Source organism: Pseudomonas sp. KNUC1026, assembly GCF_021650705.1.
Classification (GTDB): domain Bacteria; phylum Pseudomonadota; class Gammaproteobacteria; order Pseudomonadales; family Pseudomonadaceae; genus Aquipseudomonas.
On record NZ_CP087138.1, the window covers coordinates 1,483,566 to 1,502,040 of the forward strand.

The 18,475-nt window shown below is 66.3% G+C and carries 16 protein-coding genes and 2 pseudogenes; 10 read left to right on the top strand and 8 right to left on the bottom strand.

Going from position 1 to position 18,475, the window contains the following annotated elements:
- Window positions 1–30: 30 nt before the first annotated feature.
- From LN139_RS06695 to LN139_RS06715, 5 genes are read right to left on the bottom strand one after another with little or no spacing between them, the layout of a single operon-like run.
- Window positions 31–1,212, bottom strand: coding sequence for a bpX6 domain-containing protein (locus LN139_RS06695; protein ID WP_236359255.1), 1,182 nt, complete (start codon window positions 1,210–1,212; stop codon window positions 31–33).
- Window positions 1,199–2,014 (bottom strand): hypothetical protein, encoded by an 816-nt coding sequence (locus tag LN139_RS06700; RefSeq protein WP_236359256.1) that lies wholly within the window; start codon window positions 2,012–2,014, stop codon window positions 1,199–1,201. The genes LN139_RS06695 and LN139_RS06700 overlap by 14 nt, the downstream gene beginning before the upstream one ends.
- A 13-nt stretch (window positions 2,015–2,027) precedes the next feature.
- On the bottom strand, window positions 2,028–3,026 hold the full coding sequence (locus LN139_RS06705; RefSeq protein WP_236359257.1) for a hypothetical protein: 999 nt from the start codon (window positions 3,024–3,026) through the stop codon (window positions 2,028–2,030).
- The gene (locus tag LN139_RS06710) at window positions 3,026–3,451 is read right to left on the bottom strand and encodes a bpX5 domain-containing protein (RefSeq protein WP_236359258.1); all 426 of its coding nucleotides are present in this window, start codon (window positions 3,449–3,451) and stop codon (window positions 3,026–3,028) included. Before LN139_RS06710 ends, LN139_RS06705 begins: the two co-directional genes overlap by 1 nt.
- A gap of 5 nt (window positions 3,452–3,456) precedes the next feature.
- The gene (locus tag LN139_RS06715) at window positions 3,457–4,605 is read right to left on the bottom strand and encodes an AAA family ATPase (RefSeq protein WP_236359259.1); all 1,149 of its coding nucleotides are present in this window, start codon (window positions 4,603–4,605) and stop codon (window positions 3,457–3,459) included.
- 235 nt (window positions 4,606–4,840) lie between these two features.
- Here LN139_RS06715 and LN139_RS06720 point away from each other — a divergent pair, with 235 nt between their 5' ends.
- The 8 genes and pseudogenes from LN139_RS06720 to LN139_RS06755 all read left to right on the top strand — a co-directional run bounded on the left by LN139_RS06720 (window position 4,841) and on the right by LN139_RS06755 (window position 12,253).
- Window positions 4,841–5,818, top strand: coding sequence for a YiiG family protein (locus tag LN139_RS06720; protein WP_236359260.1), 978 nt, complete (start codon window positions 4,841–4,843; stop codon window positions 5,816–5,818).
- Window positions 5,819–5,984: 166 nt separating this feature from the next.
- On the top strand, window positions 5,985–6,650 hold the full coding sequence (locus tag LN139_RS06725) for a thermostable hemolysin (RefSeq protein WP_236359261.1): 666 nt from the start codon (window positions 5,985–5,987) through the stop codon (window positions 6,648–6,650).
- Window positions 6,640–8,108, top strand: a pseudogene (locus LN139_RS06730) (AMP-binding protein). Before LN139_RS06725 ends, LN139_RS06730 begins: the two are co-directional and overlap by 11 nt.
- Before the next feature lie 8 nt (window positions 8,109–8,116).
- The gene (locus LN139_RS06735; RefSeq protein ID WP_236359262.1) at window positions 8,117–8,797 is read left to right on the top strand and encodes a TenA family transcriptional regulator; all 681 of its coding nucleotides are present in this window, start codon (window positions 8,117–8,119) and stop codon (window positions 8,795–8,797) included.
- A complete protein-coding gene (locus LN139_RS06740; RefSeq protein WP_236359263.1) occupies window positions 8,784–9,590 on the top strand; it encodes an SDR family oxidoreductase in 807 nt (268 codons plus the stop codon). Before LN139_RS06735 ends, LN139_RS06740 begins: the two co-directional genes overlap by 14 nt.
- Window positions 9,587–10,228: a TRAP transporter TatT component family protein gene (locus LN139_RS06745; protein WP_236359264.1), complete on the top strand. Its 642-nt coding sequence runs from the start codon at window positions 9,587–9,589 to the stop codon at window positions 10,226–10,228. Before LN139_RS06740 ends, LN139_RS06745 begins: the two co-directional genes overlap by 4 nt.
- Before the next feature lie 2 nt (window positions 10,229–10,230).
- Window positions 10,231–10,893 carry a response regulator gene (locus LN139_RS06750; protein WP_236359265.1) on the top strand — a complete coding sequence of 221 codons (663 nt, stop codon included), beginning with the start codon at window positions 10,231–10,233 and terminating at the stop codon, window positions 10,891–10,893.
- Window positions 10,890–12,253, top strand: a pseudogene (locus tag LN139_RS06755) (ATP-binding protein). The gene LN139_RS06750 and the pseudogene LN139_RS06755 overlap by 4 nt, the downstream one beginning before the upstream one ends.
- 12 nt (window positions 12,254–12,265) lie before the next feature.
- Here the strand turns inward: LN139_RS06755 and LN139_RS06760 are convergent.
- A complete protein-coding gene (locus tag LN139_RS06760) occupies window positions 12,266–13,222 on the bottom strand; it encodes an alpha/beta hydrolase fold domain-containing protein (RefSeq protein WP_236359266.1) in 957 nt (318 codons plus the stop codon).
- A gap of 182 nt (window positions 13,223–13,404) precedes the next feature.
- On the opposite strand from LN139_RS06760, the gene LN139_RS24720 reads away from it, so the two are divergent.
- Window positions 13,405–15,420 (top strand): M10 family metallopeptidase C-terminal domain-containing protein, encoded by a 2,016-nt coding sequence (locus LN139_RS24720; protein WP_268944828.1) that lies wholly within the window; start codon window positions 13,405–13,407, stop codon window positions 15,418–15,420.
- A gap of 9 nt (window positions 15,421–15,429) precedes the next feature.
- Here LN139_RS24720 and LN139_RS06775 read toward each other — a convergent pair whose 3' ends face one another.
- Together LN139_RS06775 and LN139_RS06780 are read right to left on the bottom strand one after the other, a co-directional pair.
- Complete coding sequence (locus LN139_RS06775; RefSeq protein ID WP_236359267.1) at window positions 15,430–16,188, bottom strand: alpha/beta fold hydrolase; 759 nt, start codon at window positions 16,186–16,188, stop codon at window positions 15,430–15,432.
- An 835-nt stretch (window positions 16,189–17,023) separates the two neighbouring features.
- Window positions 17,024–18,034 (bottom strand): patatin-like phospholipase family protein, encoded by a 1,011-nt coding sequence (locus tag LN139_RS06780; RefSeq protein WP_236359268.1) that lies wholly within the window; start codon window positions 18,032–18,034, stop codon window positions 17,024–17,026.
- A 138-nt stretch (window positions 18,035–18,172) separates the two neighbouring features.
- Between LN139_RS06780 and LN139_RS06785 the strand changes: the two genes are divergently transcribed.
- Window positions 18,173–18,451, top strand: coding sequence for a hypothetical protein (locus tag LN139_RS06785; protein WP_236359269.1), 279 nt, complete (start codon window positions 18,173–18,175; stop codon window positions 18,449–18,451).
- The last annotated feature ends 24 nt before the right edge of the window (window positions 18,452–18,475 follow it).

The window sequence follows — 18,475 nt, forward strand, 5'->3', positions numbered from 1 at the left end:
CCAGGCCAGGGTTCGACCTTGTGCTGAGCGTCAGGTCGTCGCGCCGATCCGGGTGCCGAACGCCTGCCCTTTGGGCGCATTGCCGTCGCCCAGAGGCAGAGCATGGCGCAGTGCTTCGTGCAAATCGCCAGCCTCGAACAGGTCGAGCATGCGTTGCAGGTAGGCGGCCTGGCGATTGCCGTAGAGCTTGGACAGGCTCGACTTCTCCGCGAGGCGTGCGAGCCAGCGCCGCCACACGGCTGGGCCGCGCGGCCGGCCATTGGCTCGTGGTGGCACGCCGGGCGCTGTGGGGCGAACCGGGCGAACCGGGCGAACAGGCCGCGCCACCTCCCGCGCGCCCTCGGTAGGGTAACGGCGGTTGAGCAAAGCCCTCAGCCCCATCAGCAGCAGTGTCAGCACCACCGCGCCAACCAGCATCGCCACCAGCAGCGTGCCCAGGTCCCAGGAAAACGAAGACGCGGCCGAATGCAGCGGCTTATCCGGCGCTGTGCCCGAGCTTGCCGGAACACGCGTACTGGATCGGTACTGGTGAAAACCGAAGAAGCCGGCAGCCAGCACCAGGGCGATCAGGTTGCGTGGGTTGTAGTTCGGCCCGCTGGCGCCTTGCCTGGGTTTTGCCCCGGTTGAGGCATTGCCCGGAGCTTTCGCTTGCTGGGCCCGGGCCTGGCGCTCCAACAGGGCGCGCATCACTTCCATACGCTCGGCGCTGGGCGCGCCCACCGCGTCGCCAAGGATTTCGCGGATGTCGGTCACCACCGGCTCTGGCTCGCTGAACGGTTCGGGCAAGGCGTCGCGGCAATCATAGGTGTCGAGCAGCGCGTATTGGCCAATCTCGATCCATTGGCTGGGCGCCAGCGCTTGTGCATCGCGCAGGTGCAGCGCGTCGGCCCTGCTGCCGCGCACCAGCCAGACATCCGCCGGTGCCAGGCGCTGGCGTTCCTCGGCGGCCAGTTGCGCAGAGCACAGCGCGCGGCCCTGGCGGATCAGCGGCCAGCCTGCCAGCCCTTCGCAGAGCAAGGTATGTGCCTTGGGAAAACGCAGCAGGTCGCCTTCGGCAAACCGAAAGGCGCTGGCGCCGGTGTGCCAGTGCGCGAGGATCAACTGCGCGCGCTCGGCTTCGCTGAAGCGCTCGGCGGCAAACCACAGCGCCGCGACAGGCTGCGAGCCGGTGAGCGTCGGCCGGCGAATCTTCAAGGCATCAAGGTGCTGCATGGGCCGGGCCCTCCAAGGCCGCCGGCGCGTGGTTGCACAACAGCTGCACTACGCGGCGGTCTTCCTTCATCGAATACACGAACAGTTCCCGGCTTTTGGTCAGCGCGGCGATCAACCCGCTCAACGGGCAGAAGCTGATGCGTGCGATGGGCGTACTGGTGCTGAACAGCACGTTCTGGGTGCCCTGATGGTAAAGCGCGACCGCCTGCTGATCGGGGCTTGCCAGCACCATCGAGAATTGCTCGTCCTCGTCCAGCAACAGCCCGATGGCGCGCCATCCCGGGGCAAGCACGACCTCCTCGGAACTGCGGTCGGGCTTGATCAGTTGCCAATGCTGGGCGCCGTCGGCAGTGCTCAGCCAGGCGCAGCCGCGAAAGGCTTTGTCCCAGCCTGGGCTGGCCGGGAACAGTACCTGCTCGACGGATTTTGCGCTGCCGATCATCTCGCCTTCGGGCGAGGTGACCCAGGGGTTGGCCCGATACACGTAGAGGCGGCCAGCGTGAAGGCGAACATAGGCCAGCGTATGGGCCTCAACGTGCGCCATGGCTACGACCTCGTCGGCCATTCGGTGGGTAACGCCAGCCGGCTGCCGGTTGGGCAGCTTGCCGTTGTCGACCACCCAGAACGCCAGGTGCCCCTGGTTGTCGAGCACGAATACCCGGCCATAGACGCCATTGTGCAACCACACCACCGGCAGCAGCGCGGCAGTGCCGGGCGGCATCTGTAGCTCTTCCCTCGAAGGCAGTGGAACGGCCTTGACGTTGGGCAGGTTCCAGAACACCAGTTCCCCGTCCAGGCTCATGACCGCACCGGGATCACGGCCGGGAAAGGTGATGGCCAGGGGCGTGCCGCGTTCGCTCCACTGCACACGGCGGATGTCGAGCGCCTTTTTGCCGGGCGGCCGGCAGCTTGATCACCAGCAGGCCGGGCTCATCGAGCAGCTTGAGGGCGATATGGCGACCGCTGGGGGCGATGATCGGTGCCGGGGTGAGGGCCACACGTGGCACCTGGCCTTTTGCCGTGCGGTGCGCGGCAGGCGCGACGTTGTTGAACTCGCCTTTGATCAGTTGCAACGCCTGGCGCTCGTCCGGGTTGGGCAGCTCGACTCGCCGCGCGGTGCCGCTGTGCAAGGCGAAAACGATGCGCTGGCCATCGAGGCTTTGCTTGACCTGAACCGTGTGGGTGCAACTGCGGGTATCGATGGCCGGCAGCTGTTGGCCGACCACCCAGCGCTCGCCACTGTCATAGGTGTTGTCAGCCAGCCAGGCGTGCCAGGCCTGCCAGTGCGCTTCGGTCACGGGCTGATAGGTGCGGGCTTCGAGCAACAGCTTGAGCTGCCAGGGCGCCTGGAATTCATGCAGCTGGGGCGCGCTTTGCAGGATGCCCCAGCGCAGCTCGGCCCCGGCCTCGCGCGCGCGGCGGGCGAGCAGTATCAGCAGCGCCAGGTGAACCAGGCGCGGCGCGCCCCATTGCAGAGGGCCTGCGTCGAACAGCACGACGATCCAGCGGTTGGCCTGGTGCGCGCGGTATTGCGGCGCCAGGAACAGATGCTCGCCCACCACCGCACGGCGCAGAAACTCATCCGGCAGCTCTTCGGCCAGCAACCATTCGCTGGCCAGCAGCCGTTCATAAGGGCCGCGGCGTTGCAGGTCGCCCAGCCCGTCGGCCTCCGGCGTGCCGCCTTGTTGCAGGCCGCGCAGCGGGCCCAGCAGGGGGTTGATACGGCCGAGCAGGTCGGCCAGCAACGGCAACTGGCCAGGGCTGAACCAGTGCAGCCACTCCCGCCAGGGTTGCAGGGATTTGGGTAATTGCATCAGCGGCCCGCCCATCCATCCTTGATGCGTTGCAAGTGCTGCGCGGTCACCGGCAGGCAGCGGTCCAGCGGCACCACAACGGCCGGTGCGTGCCAGAGCAACAGCGGCGCACGCGAGAAACGCGCCAGCAGCGCTTGCCCGAGCAAGTCCAGCGGCACGTCCGGCGCCCAACTGGTCGGCAACCACAGGCCCGGTGCGGCAGCTTCCGCGCAGGCGTACTCGACGCCGTCTACCCAGGGCAGGGCCTCGGCCGGGCCGGTCACCACCAGCACGTCGCGATTGGCCGTGGCCTGCAACCTGGCAGCGTGCGCTTCAGCCATTTGCTCGAGCCTTTCGAACAGGCGTACAGCCGCCTCGCCCCAGGCCACGGCAGCCTGAGGCAAGGCGGCTTCCTGGCGGGCCTGCCATTGCCACTGAACGGCCATGGCACTCATGCCTGGCGCGTCAGCAGCTGCGCGACGCGGCCGCGGGCGTGCTGCAACTCTGCGGGGAGGGTCTGGCTGTTGAAGTTGGCGTCGATTTCACGCAGCAACGCCTCCAGCTGGGTGCTGGCCGGCGGCTCGCTGCGGTCGAGGTAATCCTGCGCGGTTTCCAGCAAACGGTGCAGCCGCGCCATCGGTTGCAGCGTCGCTTCCTCGACCGCGCTGAACAGGTGGCTGTTGCTGCACTGTGCGAACAGGTCCTGCAGCACTTCACGGCCGTGCTGCTGAATCTCGCGAGTGGGCAGCACGTAGAGCAGCGGCCACAGGTCGGCCTCGCTTGCCTGCAATTGCCCGCGCAGCAGGGCGGCGGCGGCGATCAAGCGCTGTGACTTGACGATGCGCCGGTCCGACAACTGAATGCCGGCCTCGCGCAAGCGCCGAATGGCCTGCGCCAGGGCCGGCCGAACGGCGGCCAGGTCCACATCCTTGAGCGCATGGCCGAGGGTGTCGAGCTCCGCCAGCCCGAGCAGGTGCGGCACTGGCCGCTGCTCCGATTGCCAGCCGCCGGCGAGCATGGCCTCAAGCTGGTTGTCGGGCACCGCATCGACGAACAGGTGCAGGAGGAAACGATCGCCGAACGCCGCCAGCGACTCATCCTCTGGCAGCCCGTTCGCCGCGCCCACGCACACCCGCAACGGGCACTGCACCTGCGTATGGCCGCGGCGGAAGCGCCGCTCGTTGAGCACGCCCAGCAGCGTGTTGAGGATGGCCGTCGAGCCCAGGAACACCTCGTCCAGGAACACGATGTCGGCTTCGGGCAACATGCCGCGAGTGTCGGTTTCTACCGTGCCTTCGCGCAGTTTTTTCAGGTCGACCGTGCCGAACAGCTCCGAAGGCTCGGTAAAACGCCCCAGCAGGTACTCGAAGTAACGCCCGCCCATGCACTGCGCGACCCGGCGCACCACCGCACTCTTGGCCGTGCCGGGCGGCCCGACCACCAGGATGTGCTCCTGCGCCACGGCGGCCAGCATGATCAGTTCGGCCAGTTGTTCACGGCCGACCAGGCCCTCGGTGGCTGCGCGGACGGCATGGCGGATTTGAGTGGCGGCGTGGTGCAGGGGGAGGGCATCGGGATCTTCCTTGAATCGGGGGCGCAATGGTGCTTGAAAATGGTGTTTGCAGATAGAGGTTGTCGGCGGGCGGTGCCTCGGCTTGAGCGCGGCGTCACGGTTTTGGATGCAGAGGGTGGCAAGCGGCGGTGACGCACTCAACCTGCAAAAAATCCGGTTGCACAGGAACTTAGCCGCACATCGCCGCTCTACGGGACCGTCCCACACCGGCTGCAGTACCTGATCAGCCGCCCGCCCCCTCAACGAGACAAGGACGAACACAGTGCAAGCAAAAAGTGTATGGCTAGGAATGCTGGTCGCGGCAGGCGTTCTGCTTTCGGGTTGCGACGACAACAAGGCGCCACACAGCGCAGCAACGCCGCAAGGCCAGGCCGAGGCCCCGGCGCCCAGTGCCGAGCAGGTCGAAATCGAGAAATACAATGCCTACGTTGACGCCGCCAACAGCGGTGGCGACTTCGCTGCCATCCTCGAACATCGGCTGGCCGAATATTCGAAGCAGCTCAAATCGCAGAACAAGCTGACCGAGTACTACCTGTTCGACGTCCATGACATCAGCAACGTGCGCGACAACCTGAAAAAGGCCCTGGCCTTGCCAGCTCCGATGCCCGAGCTGGACGAGCCGGCCAAGGCAATGCTGGTGGCGCTGGAGAAACTCGCGCCGATCCACGCCGACCTTGCCAACTACACCGAGTCCAAAGGCTGGCTGGCCGACGATGGCAAAAAAGCCAAGGAGATGGAGCCTGCGCTGGATGCGGCGCTCGAGGCCGTTGCCGTCGAGCAGGCCAAGTTCTATGACGGCCTCAGCAAGCGCGATGAAATCAACGTCAAGCACGCGTTCGATGCGGCCGAGAAGGATTCGCTGGCGTACTACAACGCAGGCTTTGTGCTGTATGGCAAACAAGCGATGCGCCTGTCTCGTGAGTTCTTCAAGTCGGCCGGGGCCGATGCAACGATCCAGCCATTCGCAGACAGCCTGGACAAAACCGCACAGATGGTCGAAGGCTGGCAGAAGAAAAACACCTCCAAGAGCCCAAGCTGCACCGTGCTGCCGAGCCGGATGAACCAGTTCGTCGCCAAGGGCCGCCAGGCCATCAGCACGGCCAAGGCCGGCGGCTACAAATATGACGAACAGCGCCAGATGGCCTGGAAAAACGACAACCCGATCCAACGGGATGCGAAGTTTTTCGGCGAGGCCTTCGACAATGTCATCCGCGACATGAACTCCTCGCAGTGCGATTGAGCCACCCCGCAACACGCTGAACCCGCTCAGCACGAACCCACCGTTGGCACTCGCCACGGTGGGTTCTTCATTAAAGGCGTCGATCAAGGCTGCGCCGGCCACTTCAGATTCCCTTCAGATTCCCCGCCGATCATCAGCCCCGTCGAACCCAACCGCGGGGCCACACATGTCTCAACGTCTCTGGAGCAGCGCGCTCCCCATCCCTATCGGCAGCCATGCCCATTTGTCCGTTCACTTGCATGGTGACGACGGGCGAGGGGAAGTAGAGCGCTTCATCCATCAGTGTTTCGCCAGCGCTCATCAGGCGGATGTGCAGCATTACCTGCCCGAGTTGCTGGCGCTGCGCGACAGCCATGGCCGGCTGACCGCAGCAGCAGGTGTGCGGCCGGCGAGCGACGGCCCGCTGTTTCTGGAGCGCTACCTCGATGTACCGCTGGAAGCTGCTGTTTCGCAGGTGGCCGGCGCCTCGCCGGGCCGCTCGCGCATGGTCGAGGTCGGCAACCTGGCCTCACACAGCGCCGGCAGCGCGCGGATCATGATCATCGCCGTGACCTGGCTGCTGGCCAGCCGTGGTTTCGAGTGGGTGGCGTTCACCGGCGCTGCGACCCTGATCAACAGCTTCCAGCGGCTGGGGTTGATGCCCACAGTGCTGGCCTGCGCCGACCCGGATCGCCTGCAAGGCCAGGTGGATCAATGGGGGACCTATTACGACCAGCGGCCGCAGGTGTTCGCCGGCAACATCGGCTACGGCTTCGATGCACTGACGTGCGCCGGGGTATTCCAGCGCCTGGGGTTTCCCGGCCTGGCCGAGGAGGCTGGCCATGCTGCATGAACTCAGCGACTTTCACGGCACGCTGCGCCAGCAGGCCCAGGCCAATCCCGAGGCGGTGGCCGTGCAAGGGGCCACGCAGCGCTACACCTACGGGCAATTGCTGGGCGAGGTGCAAGCGCGTATCGACCGCCTGCAACGCCTGGGGCCGGGCACATTGGCACTGGTGCTGGATAACGGGCCGGATGCGCTGTTCTGGGACTTGGCCGCGCTATTCGCCGAGCGCCCGTGTGTGGTGATACCGCCGTTCTTCAGCGCGGCGCAGTTCCAGCATTGCCTCAAGCAAAGCGGCACCACAGCGGTGCTGGCCGAGGCGCAGTGGGCTGGCCAGCTCAGCGAACTGGGGTTTGCCCAGTCGGCAGCGGATGGCTTCTGGTTATGCGACGCCGTGGCCGGCGTGGCATTGCCCAGCGGCACGGCCAAAGTCACCTACACCTCCGGCAGCACCGGCGCGCCCAAGGGCGTGTGCCTGAGCGCCGGGGCCCTGTTGCGCGTGGCACAGGCGCTTGAGGCCGCCAGCCGGCCGGCCGCCCCCAGCGTTACCTGGCGGTGCTGCCGCTGGGCGTGCTGCTGGAGAACCTCGGTGTGTACGCGGCGCTCATGGCCGGCGGCTGTGTGCAGCTGTACCCGCAGCAGCAGTTGGGCATGGGCGGCGCGAGCCAGGTGGATTTCAAGCGGTTACTAGGGGCGATTGCCCTGAGCGGCGTGCACAGCCTGATCCTGGTGCCGCAACTGCTGATGGGCCTGGTGACCGCCATCGAGCGCGGGCTGATGCCGGTGGGGCCGCTGCGCTTTGTGGCCGTAGGCGGGGCGCGCGTATCGCCCAGCCTGCTGGCGCGCGCCGCCGCAGTAGGCCTGCCGGTGTTCGAGGGCTACGGGTTGTCCGAGTGCGCCTCGGTGGTGGCGCTGAACCGGCCGGGGGCGCTGCGCCCGGGCAGCGTCGGCAAGCCCTTGCCCCATGCAGAGGTGCGCATTGCCGAGGACGGCGAAGTGCTGGTGGCAGGCGCGACGCTGCTGGGCTACCTGGGCGACGCCCCGGTTACCCAGCGCTGGTGGGCAACCGGCGATCTCGGTTATGTCGACGAAGACGGCTACCTGTACCTGAACGGGCGCAAGAAGCACCAGTTCATCACCAGCTTCGGGCGCAACGTGAACCCTGAGTGGGTCGAGGCCGAGCTCACTCAAAGCGGTTTGATCGCCCAGGCGTTCGTGCACGGCGAGGGCTTGCCGCGCAACATCGCGTTGCTCTGGCCCCTGAACCCCGAGGCCAACGACAGCGCTATCGAGCAGGCCGTCCAGCAGTGCAATGCGCAGTTGCCCGATTACGCCCGAGTGCACGCCTGGCGGCGCCTGCCCACGCCCCTGAATACGTCCGATGCCACCCTGACCGCCAACGGCCGGGCGCGCCGCGAGGCGATCCTGCAGCGTTACCACACCCTTTTGTCCGACATCCCGCTGTGAGGCCCCTCATGTCCTTTTTCGACACCCTGCAAACCCAGACCGCCCAGCAGCGCCAAGCGCTGTTCGCGGTACCGGTGATCCGCGAAGCGCTGGCCGGTGAGGCCAGCCTTGCCAGCTACGTCGCTTTCCTCACCCAGGCCTACCACCATGTGCGCCACACCGTTCCGTTGATGATGGCCTGTGGCGCGCGATTGCCTGCGCGGCTGGAATGGCTGCGTGGCGCGGTGTGCGAATACATCGACGAGGAATACGGCCATGAGCAGTGGATCCTCAACGACATCAAGGCCTGCGGCGGCGACTGGGAGGCGGTGCGCGACGGCCGGCCGGCGCCGCCGATCGAGTTGATGGTCGCCTACCTCTACGACCTGATCGCCCGCGGCAACCCGGTAGGGCTGTTCGGCATGGTCAATGTGCTGGAGGGCACCAGCATCGCCCTGGCAACGCAGGCTGCTGGCACCCTCCAGAGCACCCTGGCGCTGCCTGCCACGGCCTTCAGCTACCTGAGCTCCCACGGCGCGCTCGACCAAGGCCACATGGCCACCTACCAACAGCTGATGGACCGCCTCGACGACGCCGGCGACCAGCAGGCGGTGATCAACGCCGCCCAGATGGTTTACCGGCTTTACACCGAAATGTTCCAGGGCCTGCCCCGCACCACCCGGCACGAGGTGCACCATGCGCTTGCCTGAAGCGGTGGTGGTGCTCACCGGTGCCAGTGGCGGCATCGGCCTTGAGTTGGCCGAGCAGTTGTGCGAAGCCGGCGCTCAGGTACTTGCGGTGAGCCGGCAGATGGGCAAGCTTGCTGGCCTGATGAACCGTTACCCGCAGCGCCTGCGCTGGCAGGCCGCTGACTTGCGCACTGCCGCCGGGCGCGAACAGGTGGTCGAGCGGGCCCGCGAAATGGGCAACGTCAACGTGCTGATAAACGCCGCCGGCGTGAACCGCTTCGCCTTGCTCGACCACTTGGCTGAACAGGCGCTCGACGAGCTGCTGGACATCAACCTCAAGGCCCCGATGCAACTGACCCGCGCCTGCCTGCCGCTGCTGCGTGCCCAACCCCGCGCGCTGGTGGTGAACGTGGGTTCGACCTTCGGCTCGATCGGCTACCCAGGCTATGCCACCTACTGCGCGAGCAAGTTCGCCTTGCGCGGGTTCTCCGAGGCGCTGCGGCGTGAGCTTGCCGATACCTCGGTAAACGTGCTGTACGCCGCGCCCCGAGCCACCCGCACCAGCATGAACGGCCAGGCGGCCACGGCGCTCAACCAGGCGCTGAAGGTCGGCATGGACGACCCTGCCGGTGTTGCCCGCGCCGTGCTCCAGGCGGTGCAGGCCGAGCGCAGCGAGCTGTACCTGGGCTGGCCGGAAAAACTCCTGGTACGCCTCAACGGCATGCTGCCCAGCATCGTCGACCGCGCCTTGCGCAAACAATTGCCTGTCATCCGCCGCCATATCGGTGGCCACACCAAGGAATCGATCGAATGAAGCGTTTGCTTCTCGCAAGCCTGCTGGCCGTCTCGCCCTTTACCTGGGCGCTGGACCAGGCAGGCACACAACACCTGGCTGGCCTGCAACAACGTTGGGCGGCGATCCAGTATCGACTGCCCAAAGCGCAACGCGCCGACGCGCTGGAAAAGCTCGCAGCCGAGGCGACCGACTTCGCGCATCAATACCCAGGCTCCGCCGAACCGCTGATCTGGGAAGGCATCATCAACAGCAGTTGGGCAGGCGCAGCCGGTGGCCTGGGGGCCTTGAGCAAGGTGAAAACCGCCAAGGCCAGCCTGGAACGAGCCCTTGAAATGGACCCCAATGCCCTGCAAGGCTCGGCCTACACCAGCCTGGGCACGCTGTATGACCAGGTGCCCGGCTGGCCGATCGGCTTCGGCGACGCCGACAAGGCCGATGCCCTGCTGCGCAAAGCCCTGGAAATCAACCCCAACGGTATCGACAGCAACTATTTCTGGGCCGATCATCTGTACCGGCAAAAACGCTACCCGGAAGCGACTGCGGCGCTGCACAAAGCCTTGCAGGCACCGCCCCGGCCAGGGCGTGAACTGGCCGACCAGGGCCGGCGTGCCGACATCGACGCTCTACTTGCGGCCATCAAGGCCAAACAGGACTGACTATGCGGCTGCTGCTGGTTGAAGATGACGCTGCGCTGGGCGAAGGCATCTGCGACGGCCTGCGCCAGGAGGGCTACACCCTCGACTGGCTGCGCGACGGCGCCAGTGGCCTGCATGCGCTGCAACACGAAAGCTTCGACCTGGCGATCCTCGACCTGGGGCTGCCACGCCTGAACGGCATCGAGCTGCTCAGGCGCGTGCGGGCCGGCGGCGACAGCCTGCCGGTGCTGATCCTCACCGCTCGCGATGCCTTGGACGACCGCATCGCCGGGCTGGACGCCGGTGCCGACGATTACCTGATCAAACCCTTCGACCTCAACGAACTCAAGGCCCGCCTGCGCGCCTTGCTGCGGCGCAGTGCAGGGCGCGCCAAGGTGCTGATCGAGCACGCCGGGGTGAGCCTTGACCCTGCCACCCAACAGGTCCATTACAGCGGCGCCGAGGTGGTGCTTACGCCCAAGGAGTACGTGCTGCTGCATGAGTTGCTGGCGCAGCCGGGCAAGGTCTTTACCCGCGAGCGCCTGACGCAGTTGCTCTACGGCTGGGATGAGGAGCCGGAGAGCAACACGTTGGAGGTCAACATCTATCAGCTGCGCAAAAAGCTCTTCAACGGCCTGATCCGCACGGTGCGCGGGATCGGCTATCTGGTCGAGGCCAAGGCATGAGCTCGCTGCGCCAGCGCACGGTCTGGCGGGTGATGCTGTTGTTGCTGGTCGGCAACGGCTTGCTGGCGTTGTACAACTATCACGATAGCCGGCATGAGATCGACGAGGTCTACGACGCGCACCTGGCCCAGAATGCCCGCCTGTTGCAGGGCGTGATGAGCATGCCGGTGCAGGACGACTCGCGGGCTGCACTTTACCAGGCCTTCAACCAGGCGCTGGGCAAGGCGGGCGCCCATCAGGTGGGCCACCCTTACGAGCACAAGCTGGCGTTTCAGGTGTGGGGGGAGGGTGGCAACCTGCTGGTCTACACACCCAGCGCGCCGAGGCTTGCTTCGCCGCCTGCTACGCCTGGGTTCTATGACTTTTCCAGTGGCGGCGAACAGTGGCGCGGGTTTGTGCTGCCGGTGCCGGAAAAGCACTGGGTGATCTGGGCAGGCGAGCGCAACGATGTGCGCTACGACCTGATCGACCGCATCGTGCGGCACACCTTGTTCCCGTTCCTGCTGGGCAGCCTGGCGCTCGCCGCGCTGATATGGGCTGCCATCGGCTGGGGCTGCGGCCGTTGCAGAACCTGGCCGATGTCATCCGGGCCCGGCATGCCGACTCGCTGGAGCCGCTGCAACTGACGCCGCTGCCCTCTGAACTGGAACCGATGCAGGCCGCGATCAACCGCCTGCTGGCGCAGATCCAGGACTTGCTGCGGCGCGAGCACCGGTTCATCGCCGATGCCGCTCACGAGATGCGCACACCGCTGGCCGTGCTGCGGCTGCACGCGCAGAACGCCATGGCCGCCAGCAACGAAGCGGAGCGGCAAAAGGCGTTGGGCTTTCTGATGGGTGGGGTGGACCGGCTGACGCGGGTGGTTAACCAGCTGCTGACTTTGGCTCGCGTCGAGCCCAAGGTGGGGCAGCGCGCCAGCGCCCGGGTCGACCTGGCCGAGGTTGTCACCGATACATTGGCCGAGCTGGCACCCTGGATACTGGATCGGGGCATGGAGCCGTCGCTGGATATTGGCGAGGGCGACCATCACCTGGCGGTCGATGCTGGCGCGTTGGGTATCGCGCTGCAAAACCTGGTGTCCAACGCGGTGGAGCATTCGCCGCCGGCCGGCAGGATCACCGTGTCGCTGCGGCGCGTGGGCGGGCGCTTCGAACTGGTGGTCGAAGACGAAGGGCCGGGCATCGACGAAGCGCGGCTGGCGCGGGTGTTCGAGCGTTTCTACAGTCGCAACAACCCCAACGGTGCCGGGCTCGGGCTTTCCATCGTGGCCACCATCATCGAGCGCCTGGGCGGCCAGGTGCGGCTGCACAACCGGGACAGCGGAGGGTTGGCGGCCACCTTGTCGCTGCCTGCGAGCTGAGGCGGCGGCCTTTCATCTGAGCGTCTGCCGTGCCCATGCCCAGACGCCCTCGATGACCCGCTGGCCCACCCCGAAATGCACGAACCCGTGCGCAGCCTCGCGCACCACCCACACCTCGGCCGGTGCCACCTCCCCCCAACGCTGCGCCATCAGAACGGTGTCGTCGAACAGCGCATCGCGTTCACCCACCACGAACAGCGCCGGCGGCATGCCCTGCAAGTCGCCATGCAACGGTGACAGCGGCGGTGCGCGGCGCCGGTCATCGGTGAGCCCCGGCGTGAGCTGGCGAAGGGCGGCCACGATCCCTGGCCCGTCCAGCACGAGTGTGTCGGGGCCCGCGTTGCGCACACTGGGCGTGCCGGTGAGGTCGTACACGCCGTAATAGAGCAGGGCGCCACGCACCCGCTGCAACAGCGCTGGCCAGGCCTTGAGTTCGAGCAGGCAGGCGGCGGCCAGGTGAGCGCCGGCCGATTCGCCGACCAGCAACACGGGCAGCTCGGCGAAGGGCGGGTTGCCGGCGTCCAGCAGCCAGCGCGCCGCCGTGAGGCAATCGCGTATCTGGCCCTCCACCGTCGTGGCGGGCGCCAGGCGGTAATCGACCGAGACCACCACCACGTCACAGGCCTGGATCAGCCCCAGGTTGAGGGCGTCGTTCATCTGCGCATTGCCGATCACCCAGCCACCGCCGTGGATGTCGAGCACCACGGCCTTGGGCGGGCGCCCCGAGTGGATGATGCGCAGCGCCACCGAGGCGCCCTCGACGGTGACGGTCTTTTCCTCGGCACGCAGGCCATGCCTTGCCAGGATGGCGCTGCCGCGCAACTGGCCCAGCTTGAGCAGCCCCTGCAGGGCGAAACGGGTGGCCTGGCAGGAGATGCGAAAGCGCGGCAACCGGGCCAGCACCTTGTTGAGGCGGCGCATGGCGGCCAGTTCCGGTTCGGTGCCACCGACGGTTTTGCGGGTCAACATGGCGTTACTCATCCCAGTGCGATAAGCGATGGACACTCGGGCACGGCGGGTGGTTGCAAGGCTGTGACCTGACCCGCCCTGACCGTTGGTCAGGCGCAATTGCCAGGTGGCGAGCCTGTGCTGTCCTAAAGCCGTGTTAACACCCCCCGACGTTTCCCATCCCGGATAAAGGATCGAGCCCGATGGCAACCCCAATCACCCACATCGCCCGCACTTCCCCAGGCGCCGCCCTGATCGACGTTTCCAGCGGTAGCGACCGGCCCCAGACCATCGCGGTACAGGAAGACGGCAAGATTCTGGTGGCCGGCTACGCCCGGTACGTCGCCGGCGGCTACATCGGCTCGCCCCAGGACGACAACTACAGCCTCAACAATTACGCGCTGATGCGCCTGAATGCCGATGGCACGCTCGACAGCAGCTTTGCCCAGGGCGGGGTATCGGTCATCGGCGCGCGTGTGGACGACGATGCTGGCAACTTCATCACGGTGCAGCCAGACGGCAAGATCATCACCAGCCTGGACACCGGCCTGGTGCAACGGCTGAACGTGGACGGCAGCCTGGATACCAGCTTCGGCGCAGGCACCGGCAAGGTGAAGCTCGACAATTGGGGTTCCTTCTACGGCGCGGCGGCCATCGGGGTGGGTGATCAGGGCAGCCTCTATCTCACCACCCTGACCGGCGCCGACACCCTCACCGTCACCCGGCTCAACGCCGACGGTTCGCTGGACACCGCCTATGGCGATGGCGGCACGCGCGCGTTCAGTGCCACTCACTTTGGCGGCCTGTATGCCACAAGCCTGGTGATGCCGGACGGCAGCGTGCTGTTTGGCGGTGACTGGTCCGCTGCGGACAAGTACGCCTACAGCCTGGTGCATGTTAAGGCCGATGGCTCGCTCGATACCGCCTTCGGTGATGGCGGCAAGTTGGTTTTCGACAAGGCCCTGGGCTTGGATGCCTACTCCACTTCTACCGCACAACCCGACGGCAAGATCCTGGTGACCGGCCAGGGCGACCACCCGCTGCTGCGCCTGAACAGTGACGGTTCGCTGGACACCGGCTTCGGCAAGGGCGGTTACGCCTTGCTTGGCTCGGAGCAACCTGTCTATTACGCCGACAGCGCCAAGGCGGTCACGGTGCTGGAGGATGGCAAGATTCTGGTGACCGGAGCCGGCGGATGGGGCAGTGGCTTCGGCGTGGTGAGGCTCAACGCCGATGGCAGTGTCGACACCACTTTCGGCAGCCAGGACGGCAAGTACCATGTCGATGGTTACAACGGCCCGGATGCCCTCATCGGCATCGCCGCCGACGAAATCATGCGCGGCGGGGCGGGCGATGATGTCCTGCAAGGCGGGGGTGGCCGTGACGTGTTGCACGGGGGCAGCGGCGCGGACATCTTCCGTTTCACGGCCATCGACGACAGCTATCGCACGGCCACCAGCAGCCACAGCGACCGCATTCAGGATTTCAACCCGGCCGAGGACCGCATCGACCTCATTGGCCTGGGCTTCACTGGCCTGGGCGACGGGCTGGGTGGCACCCTGGCCGTGCAGGTCAATGCCGAAGGCACGCGTACCTACCTCAAGAGCTTCGAGCCTGACGCCAACGGGCATCGCTTCGAGCTGGCCATCGAGGGCAACTGGCAAGGCCAGCTCAACACGACGAACGTGGTGTTCGCTCCAGTGGTGATAGAGGGCACGGCGGGTGCCGATGTGATTCAAGGGACTGCCATCGACGAGTGGATCAAGGGGGGCGACGGCAACGACCGCCTGTACGGCGGCGCGGGCAACGACATTCTCGAAGGCGGCGCGGGGCGAGACACGCTCCACGGTGGCGAAGGCAAGAACGTCTTCCTCTACACCCAGCTGACCGACAGCTACCGCACCGACACCCAAAGCTTCTCGGACCTGATCGTCGACATGGATGGCCGGTACGACATGATCGACGTGTCGGCGCTAGGGTTCACCGGCTTCGGCGATGGCACCGGGCACACGCTGGTGGAAGGCTACAGCGAGGAAACCGGCCGCTCTTACCTCAAGAGCTACGAGGCCGACGACCAGGGCCGGCGTTTCGAGATCAGCCTCACCGAAAACTGGGACGGCGGTAACCTCAATGACCGGGTGATCTTCGCCAGCGTCGCCAAGCCTGCCGAGGTCGAAGTGGTGGGTGTGCATCAAGGGCTGAGCCAAGGCGAGGCCTGACTCCGCCCCTCAGGCGCTGGCGATCCGGCGCGCAAATGCCAGCATCGGATCGGCCAGCGCCAACGGAGTTTGCAGGGGCATCAGGTGGCCGGCACCGGGCAAGGTCAGCAGCACGCTGTCAGGAAAATGAGACAGGGTGGTGTGCTGCTGCTCCTCGGCAGCGGGCACCTGAGCGTCGTCCGCACCGCAGATCAGCAATGCCGGGTAGGGCAGGCTGCCGATCCGCGCGCTCCAGTCTTCCCGGCTGCCGTGGTCGACCCAGGCGCGCCAGGCCTCGAGGTTCACCGCTTGCGCGTCGGCGATCGCCACTTCGCGCAAGGCGTCGGGCAGGCGATGAAAGCTCGACTCATCCACGAACTTTTCGGCTTCGATCCGGGTGGCGCTGTAGGCGCGCTGGTGGTCTCGGTCGGCGTCGCTCATCGGCTGCGGACCGGGCGGTGAAGGCGCGACCAGCACCAGCCCCTCAAGGTACGAAGGGCGACGTGCTGCCAGCGCTACGGCCACTTTGCCGGTCATCGAATGGCCAACGAGGATGCACCGCTCAAGGTTCAGGCCCACGAGGGTTGCGTCGACCTGGTCGGCCATTTCGGCCACCGAGTAGCCCTGGACGGCGTTGGCATCGCCGAAACCGGGTGTGTTGAGCGCGACGCAGGTGTGCTCGCGGTCCAGGAAGGGTAGTGTCGGGCCCCAGGTGCGATGCGAGCCGCCGAGAAAATGCATCAGAACGAACGTGATCGGGCCATGGCCCTGCTGGCTGTGGGGGAGCATCGGAAGGTTGCCTCGCTGGGTTTTGCAGTGGAGAGCCAGGTGGGCGGTGGAGTTCCTTTGAGTACTTGGATGCAGGACCTTCAGCTCATCGGTTCAGGCCTGAGTTTCAGGTCGAATTTTGAAGTGGGAATGAATTTTCAAGTGGGAGGCCGGCTTGCCGGGCGACAGGGGGGTGACCCTGGAGCTGTGAAGTCGCGCGGCAAGCTGCACCTCCCACCAGGCAAGCGCCGCTGCTGAACCAAGTGGGAGGCCGGCTTGCCAGGCGACGTGGGGGTGACGTTGGAGCTGTGAAGTCGCGCGGCAAGCCGCCCTCCCACCAGGCAAGCGCCGCTGCTGAACCACGTGGGAGGCCGGCTTGCCGGGCGACATGGGGGTGACCCTGGAGTTGTGAAGTCGCGCGGCAAGCTGCCCCCCACCGGGCAAGCGCCGCTGCTGAACCAAGTGGGAGGCCGGCTAGCCAGGCGACGTGGGGGTGACGTTGGAGCTGTGAAGTCGCGCGGCAAGCCGCCCTCCCACCAGGCAAGCGCCGCTGCTGAACCACGTGGGAGGCCGGCTTGCCGGGCGACATGGGGGTGACCCTGGAGTTGTGAAGTCGCGCGGCAAGCTGCCCCCTCACCGGGCAAGCGCCGCTGCTGAACCAAGTGGGAGGCCGGCTAGCCAGGCGACGTGGGGGTGACGTTGGAGCTGTGAAGTCGCGCGGCAAGCCGCCCTCCCACCAGGCAAGCGCCGCTGCTGAACCACGTGGGAGGCCGGCTTGCCGGGCGACAGGGGGGTGACCCTGGAGCTGTGAAGTCGCGCGGCAAGCTGCGCTACCACCTAACGGCGCCCCCGCTCATCAGACATCCAGTGCATCCTTGGCGATCAATCCGCCCAGCTTGATCAACTCCGGCGCCCGGTAGAACTCGAAGAACCGGCACACCCGCTTGGGCACGTTGACCAGCACATCCGGCGGGTAGCCGGCGATCTTGTATTGCGACAACGAGGTCTGCATCACCTCGAAGCTCTGGTTCACCAGGTCCAGCAGCGAGGCCGGCCCGACGTTGTCGAGAATCACCGAATGGTTGGCCGAGGCCGGTGCGCCTTCGTCGCGGCGTGGGGGCGGAGCGCTGCCCAGCACCAGTGCGGGCGCTTCGCCTTCCCAGGCGGAGGGCTGGGTGATGGCATCGTGCTCCATCGCCAGCACGGCTTCGGCCGGGCGGCGGCGCAGTGGCATGCGGTTGCCCAGTGAACCGATCAGGCGGTCGAAGCGGTGCTTGAAGCTGGGCGGGCGTTCGATCACCGGCAACTGGTATTGATGGTGGTTGGTGGCATTGAGGTTCACCGCCACGATCAGATCGCAGTGGCTCGACACCACCGGCACGATCGGCAATGGGTTCAGCAGCCCGCCGTCGACCAGCACGCGGTGGCCTTGCTGCACGGGTGTGAACAGGCTCGGGATCGCCGCCGACGCGCGCATCGCCTGGTGCAGGCAGCCCTCCTGAAACCAGATCTCCTGCTGGTTGGTCAGGTCGGTGGCCACCGCGGTGAAGGGGATGGGCAAATCCTCGATGTTGATTTCACCCACCAGCCGGCGGATCTGCCCGAAGACCTTTTCGCCACGGATGGCACCCAGGCGAAAGCTCACGTCGAGCAGGCGCAGCACGTCGAGGTAGTCGAGTTGCTCGATCCAGCGGCGGTATTCGCCCAGGCGCCCGGCAGCGTAGATGCCGCCCACCACCGCGCCCATGGAGCAGCCGGCGATGCAGGCAATTTCATAGCCACGGCGTTCGATTTCGTCGATCACGCCGATGTGGGCATAGCCACGGGCCCCGCCAGAGCCCAGAACCAGTGCGACGCGCTTGCGCATGGAAATATGTCCTGACAAAAAACACCCTTACCATGCCTCAACGCCGGGGCCTGGGGCAATTGGCGCGGCGGCACTTTTTTCCTGGCGCGCCGTCAGATGCTGCACAATCGCTGTCCCACTCCTTGAGGTAACCCTCCCATGAAAGCCTGGTTCTGCCTGCCCTTGATCGCCGTCGTACTGTCAGGTTGTGCCGCTCGCACCGAGTACCGCGCCAGCTGCGGTACCCAACTGGACGCCGCCTGGCACGAGCTTGACCTGGCCAAAGCCGAAGGTTTCGCGGGCACCGTCAGTTACTCCAAGGCGCTGTCGCTGCTGACCGCCGCCAAGACCCAGCAGCAATTCGAGAAGTACGAAGGCTGCTCGGAGAAGGCCGAAAAAGCCCGTTTCTACATTCGTGAGTCGCGCGCCGGCCGCTGAGCCGTGCTGAACGGCCAGGGCATT

What these genes read in the sequence shown, in the direction of transcription:
- LN139_RS24720 (WP_268944828.1), top strand. Translation starts at nt 13,405, where the DNA reads ATGGCAACCCCAATCACCCACATCGCCCGCACTTCCCCAGGCGCCGCC.
- LN139_RS06750 (WP_236359265.1), top strand. Translation starts at nt 10,231, where the DNA reads ATGCGGCTGCTGCTGGTTGAAGATGACGCTGCGCTGGGCGAAGGCATC.
- LN139_RS06695 (WP_236359255.1), bottom strand. Translation starts at nt 1,212, where the DNA reads ATGCAGCACCTTGATGCCTTGAAGATTCGCCGGCCGACGCTCACCGGC.
- LN139_RS06725 (WP_236359261.1), top strand. Translation starts at nt 5,985, where the DNA reads ATGTCTCAACGTCTCTGGAGCAGCGCGCTCCCCATCCCTATCGGCAGC.
- LN139_RS06735 (WP_236359262.1), top strand. Translation starts at nt 8,117, where the DNA reads ATGTCCTTTTTCGACACCCTGCAAACCCAGACCGCCCAGCAGCGCCAA.
- LN139_RS06705 (WP_236359257.1), bottom strand. Translation starts at nt 3,026, where the DNA reads ATGCAATTACCCAAATCCCTGCAACCCTGGCGGGAGTGGCTGCACTGG.
- LN139_RS06745 (WP_236359264.1), top strand. Translation starts at nt 9,587, where the DNA reads ATGAAGCGTTTGCTTCTCGCAAGCCTGCTGGCCGTCTCGCCCTTTACC.
- LN139_RS06760 (WP_236359266.1), bottom strand. Translation starts at nt 13,222, where the DNA reads ATGTTGACCCGCAAAACCGTCGGTGGCACCGAACCGGAACTGGCCGCC.
- LN139_RS06740 (WP_236359263.1), top strand. Translation starts at nt 8,784, where the DNA reads ATGCGCTTGCCTGAAGCGGTGGTGGTGCTCACCGGTGCCAGTGGCGGC.
- LN139_RS06710 (WP_236359258.1), bottom strand. Translation starts at nt 3,451, where the DNA reads ATGGCCGTTCAGTGGCAATGGCAGGCCCGCCAGGAAGCCGCCTTGCCT.
- LN139_RS06785 (WP_236359269.1), top strand. Translation starts at nt 18,173, where the DNA reads ATGAAAGCCTGGTTCTGCCTGCCCTTGATCGCCGTCGTACTGTCAGGT.
- LN139_RS06775 (WP_236359267.1), bottom strand. Translation starts at nt 16,188, where the DNA reads ATGCTCCCCCACAGCCAGCAGGGCCATGGCCCGATCACGTTCGTTCTG.
- LN139_RS06780 (WP_236359268.1), bottom strand. Translation starts at nt 18,034, where the DNA reads ATGCGCAAGCGCGTCGCACTGGTTCTGGGCTCTGGCGGGGCCCGTGGC.
- LN139_RS06700 (WP_236359256.1), bottom strand. Translation starts at nt 2,014, where the DNA reads ATGAGCCTGGACGGGGAACTGGTGTTCTGGAACCTGCCCAACGTCAAG.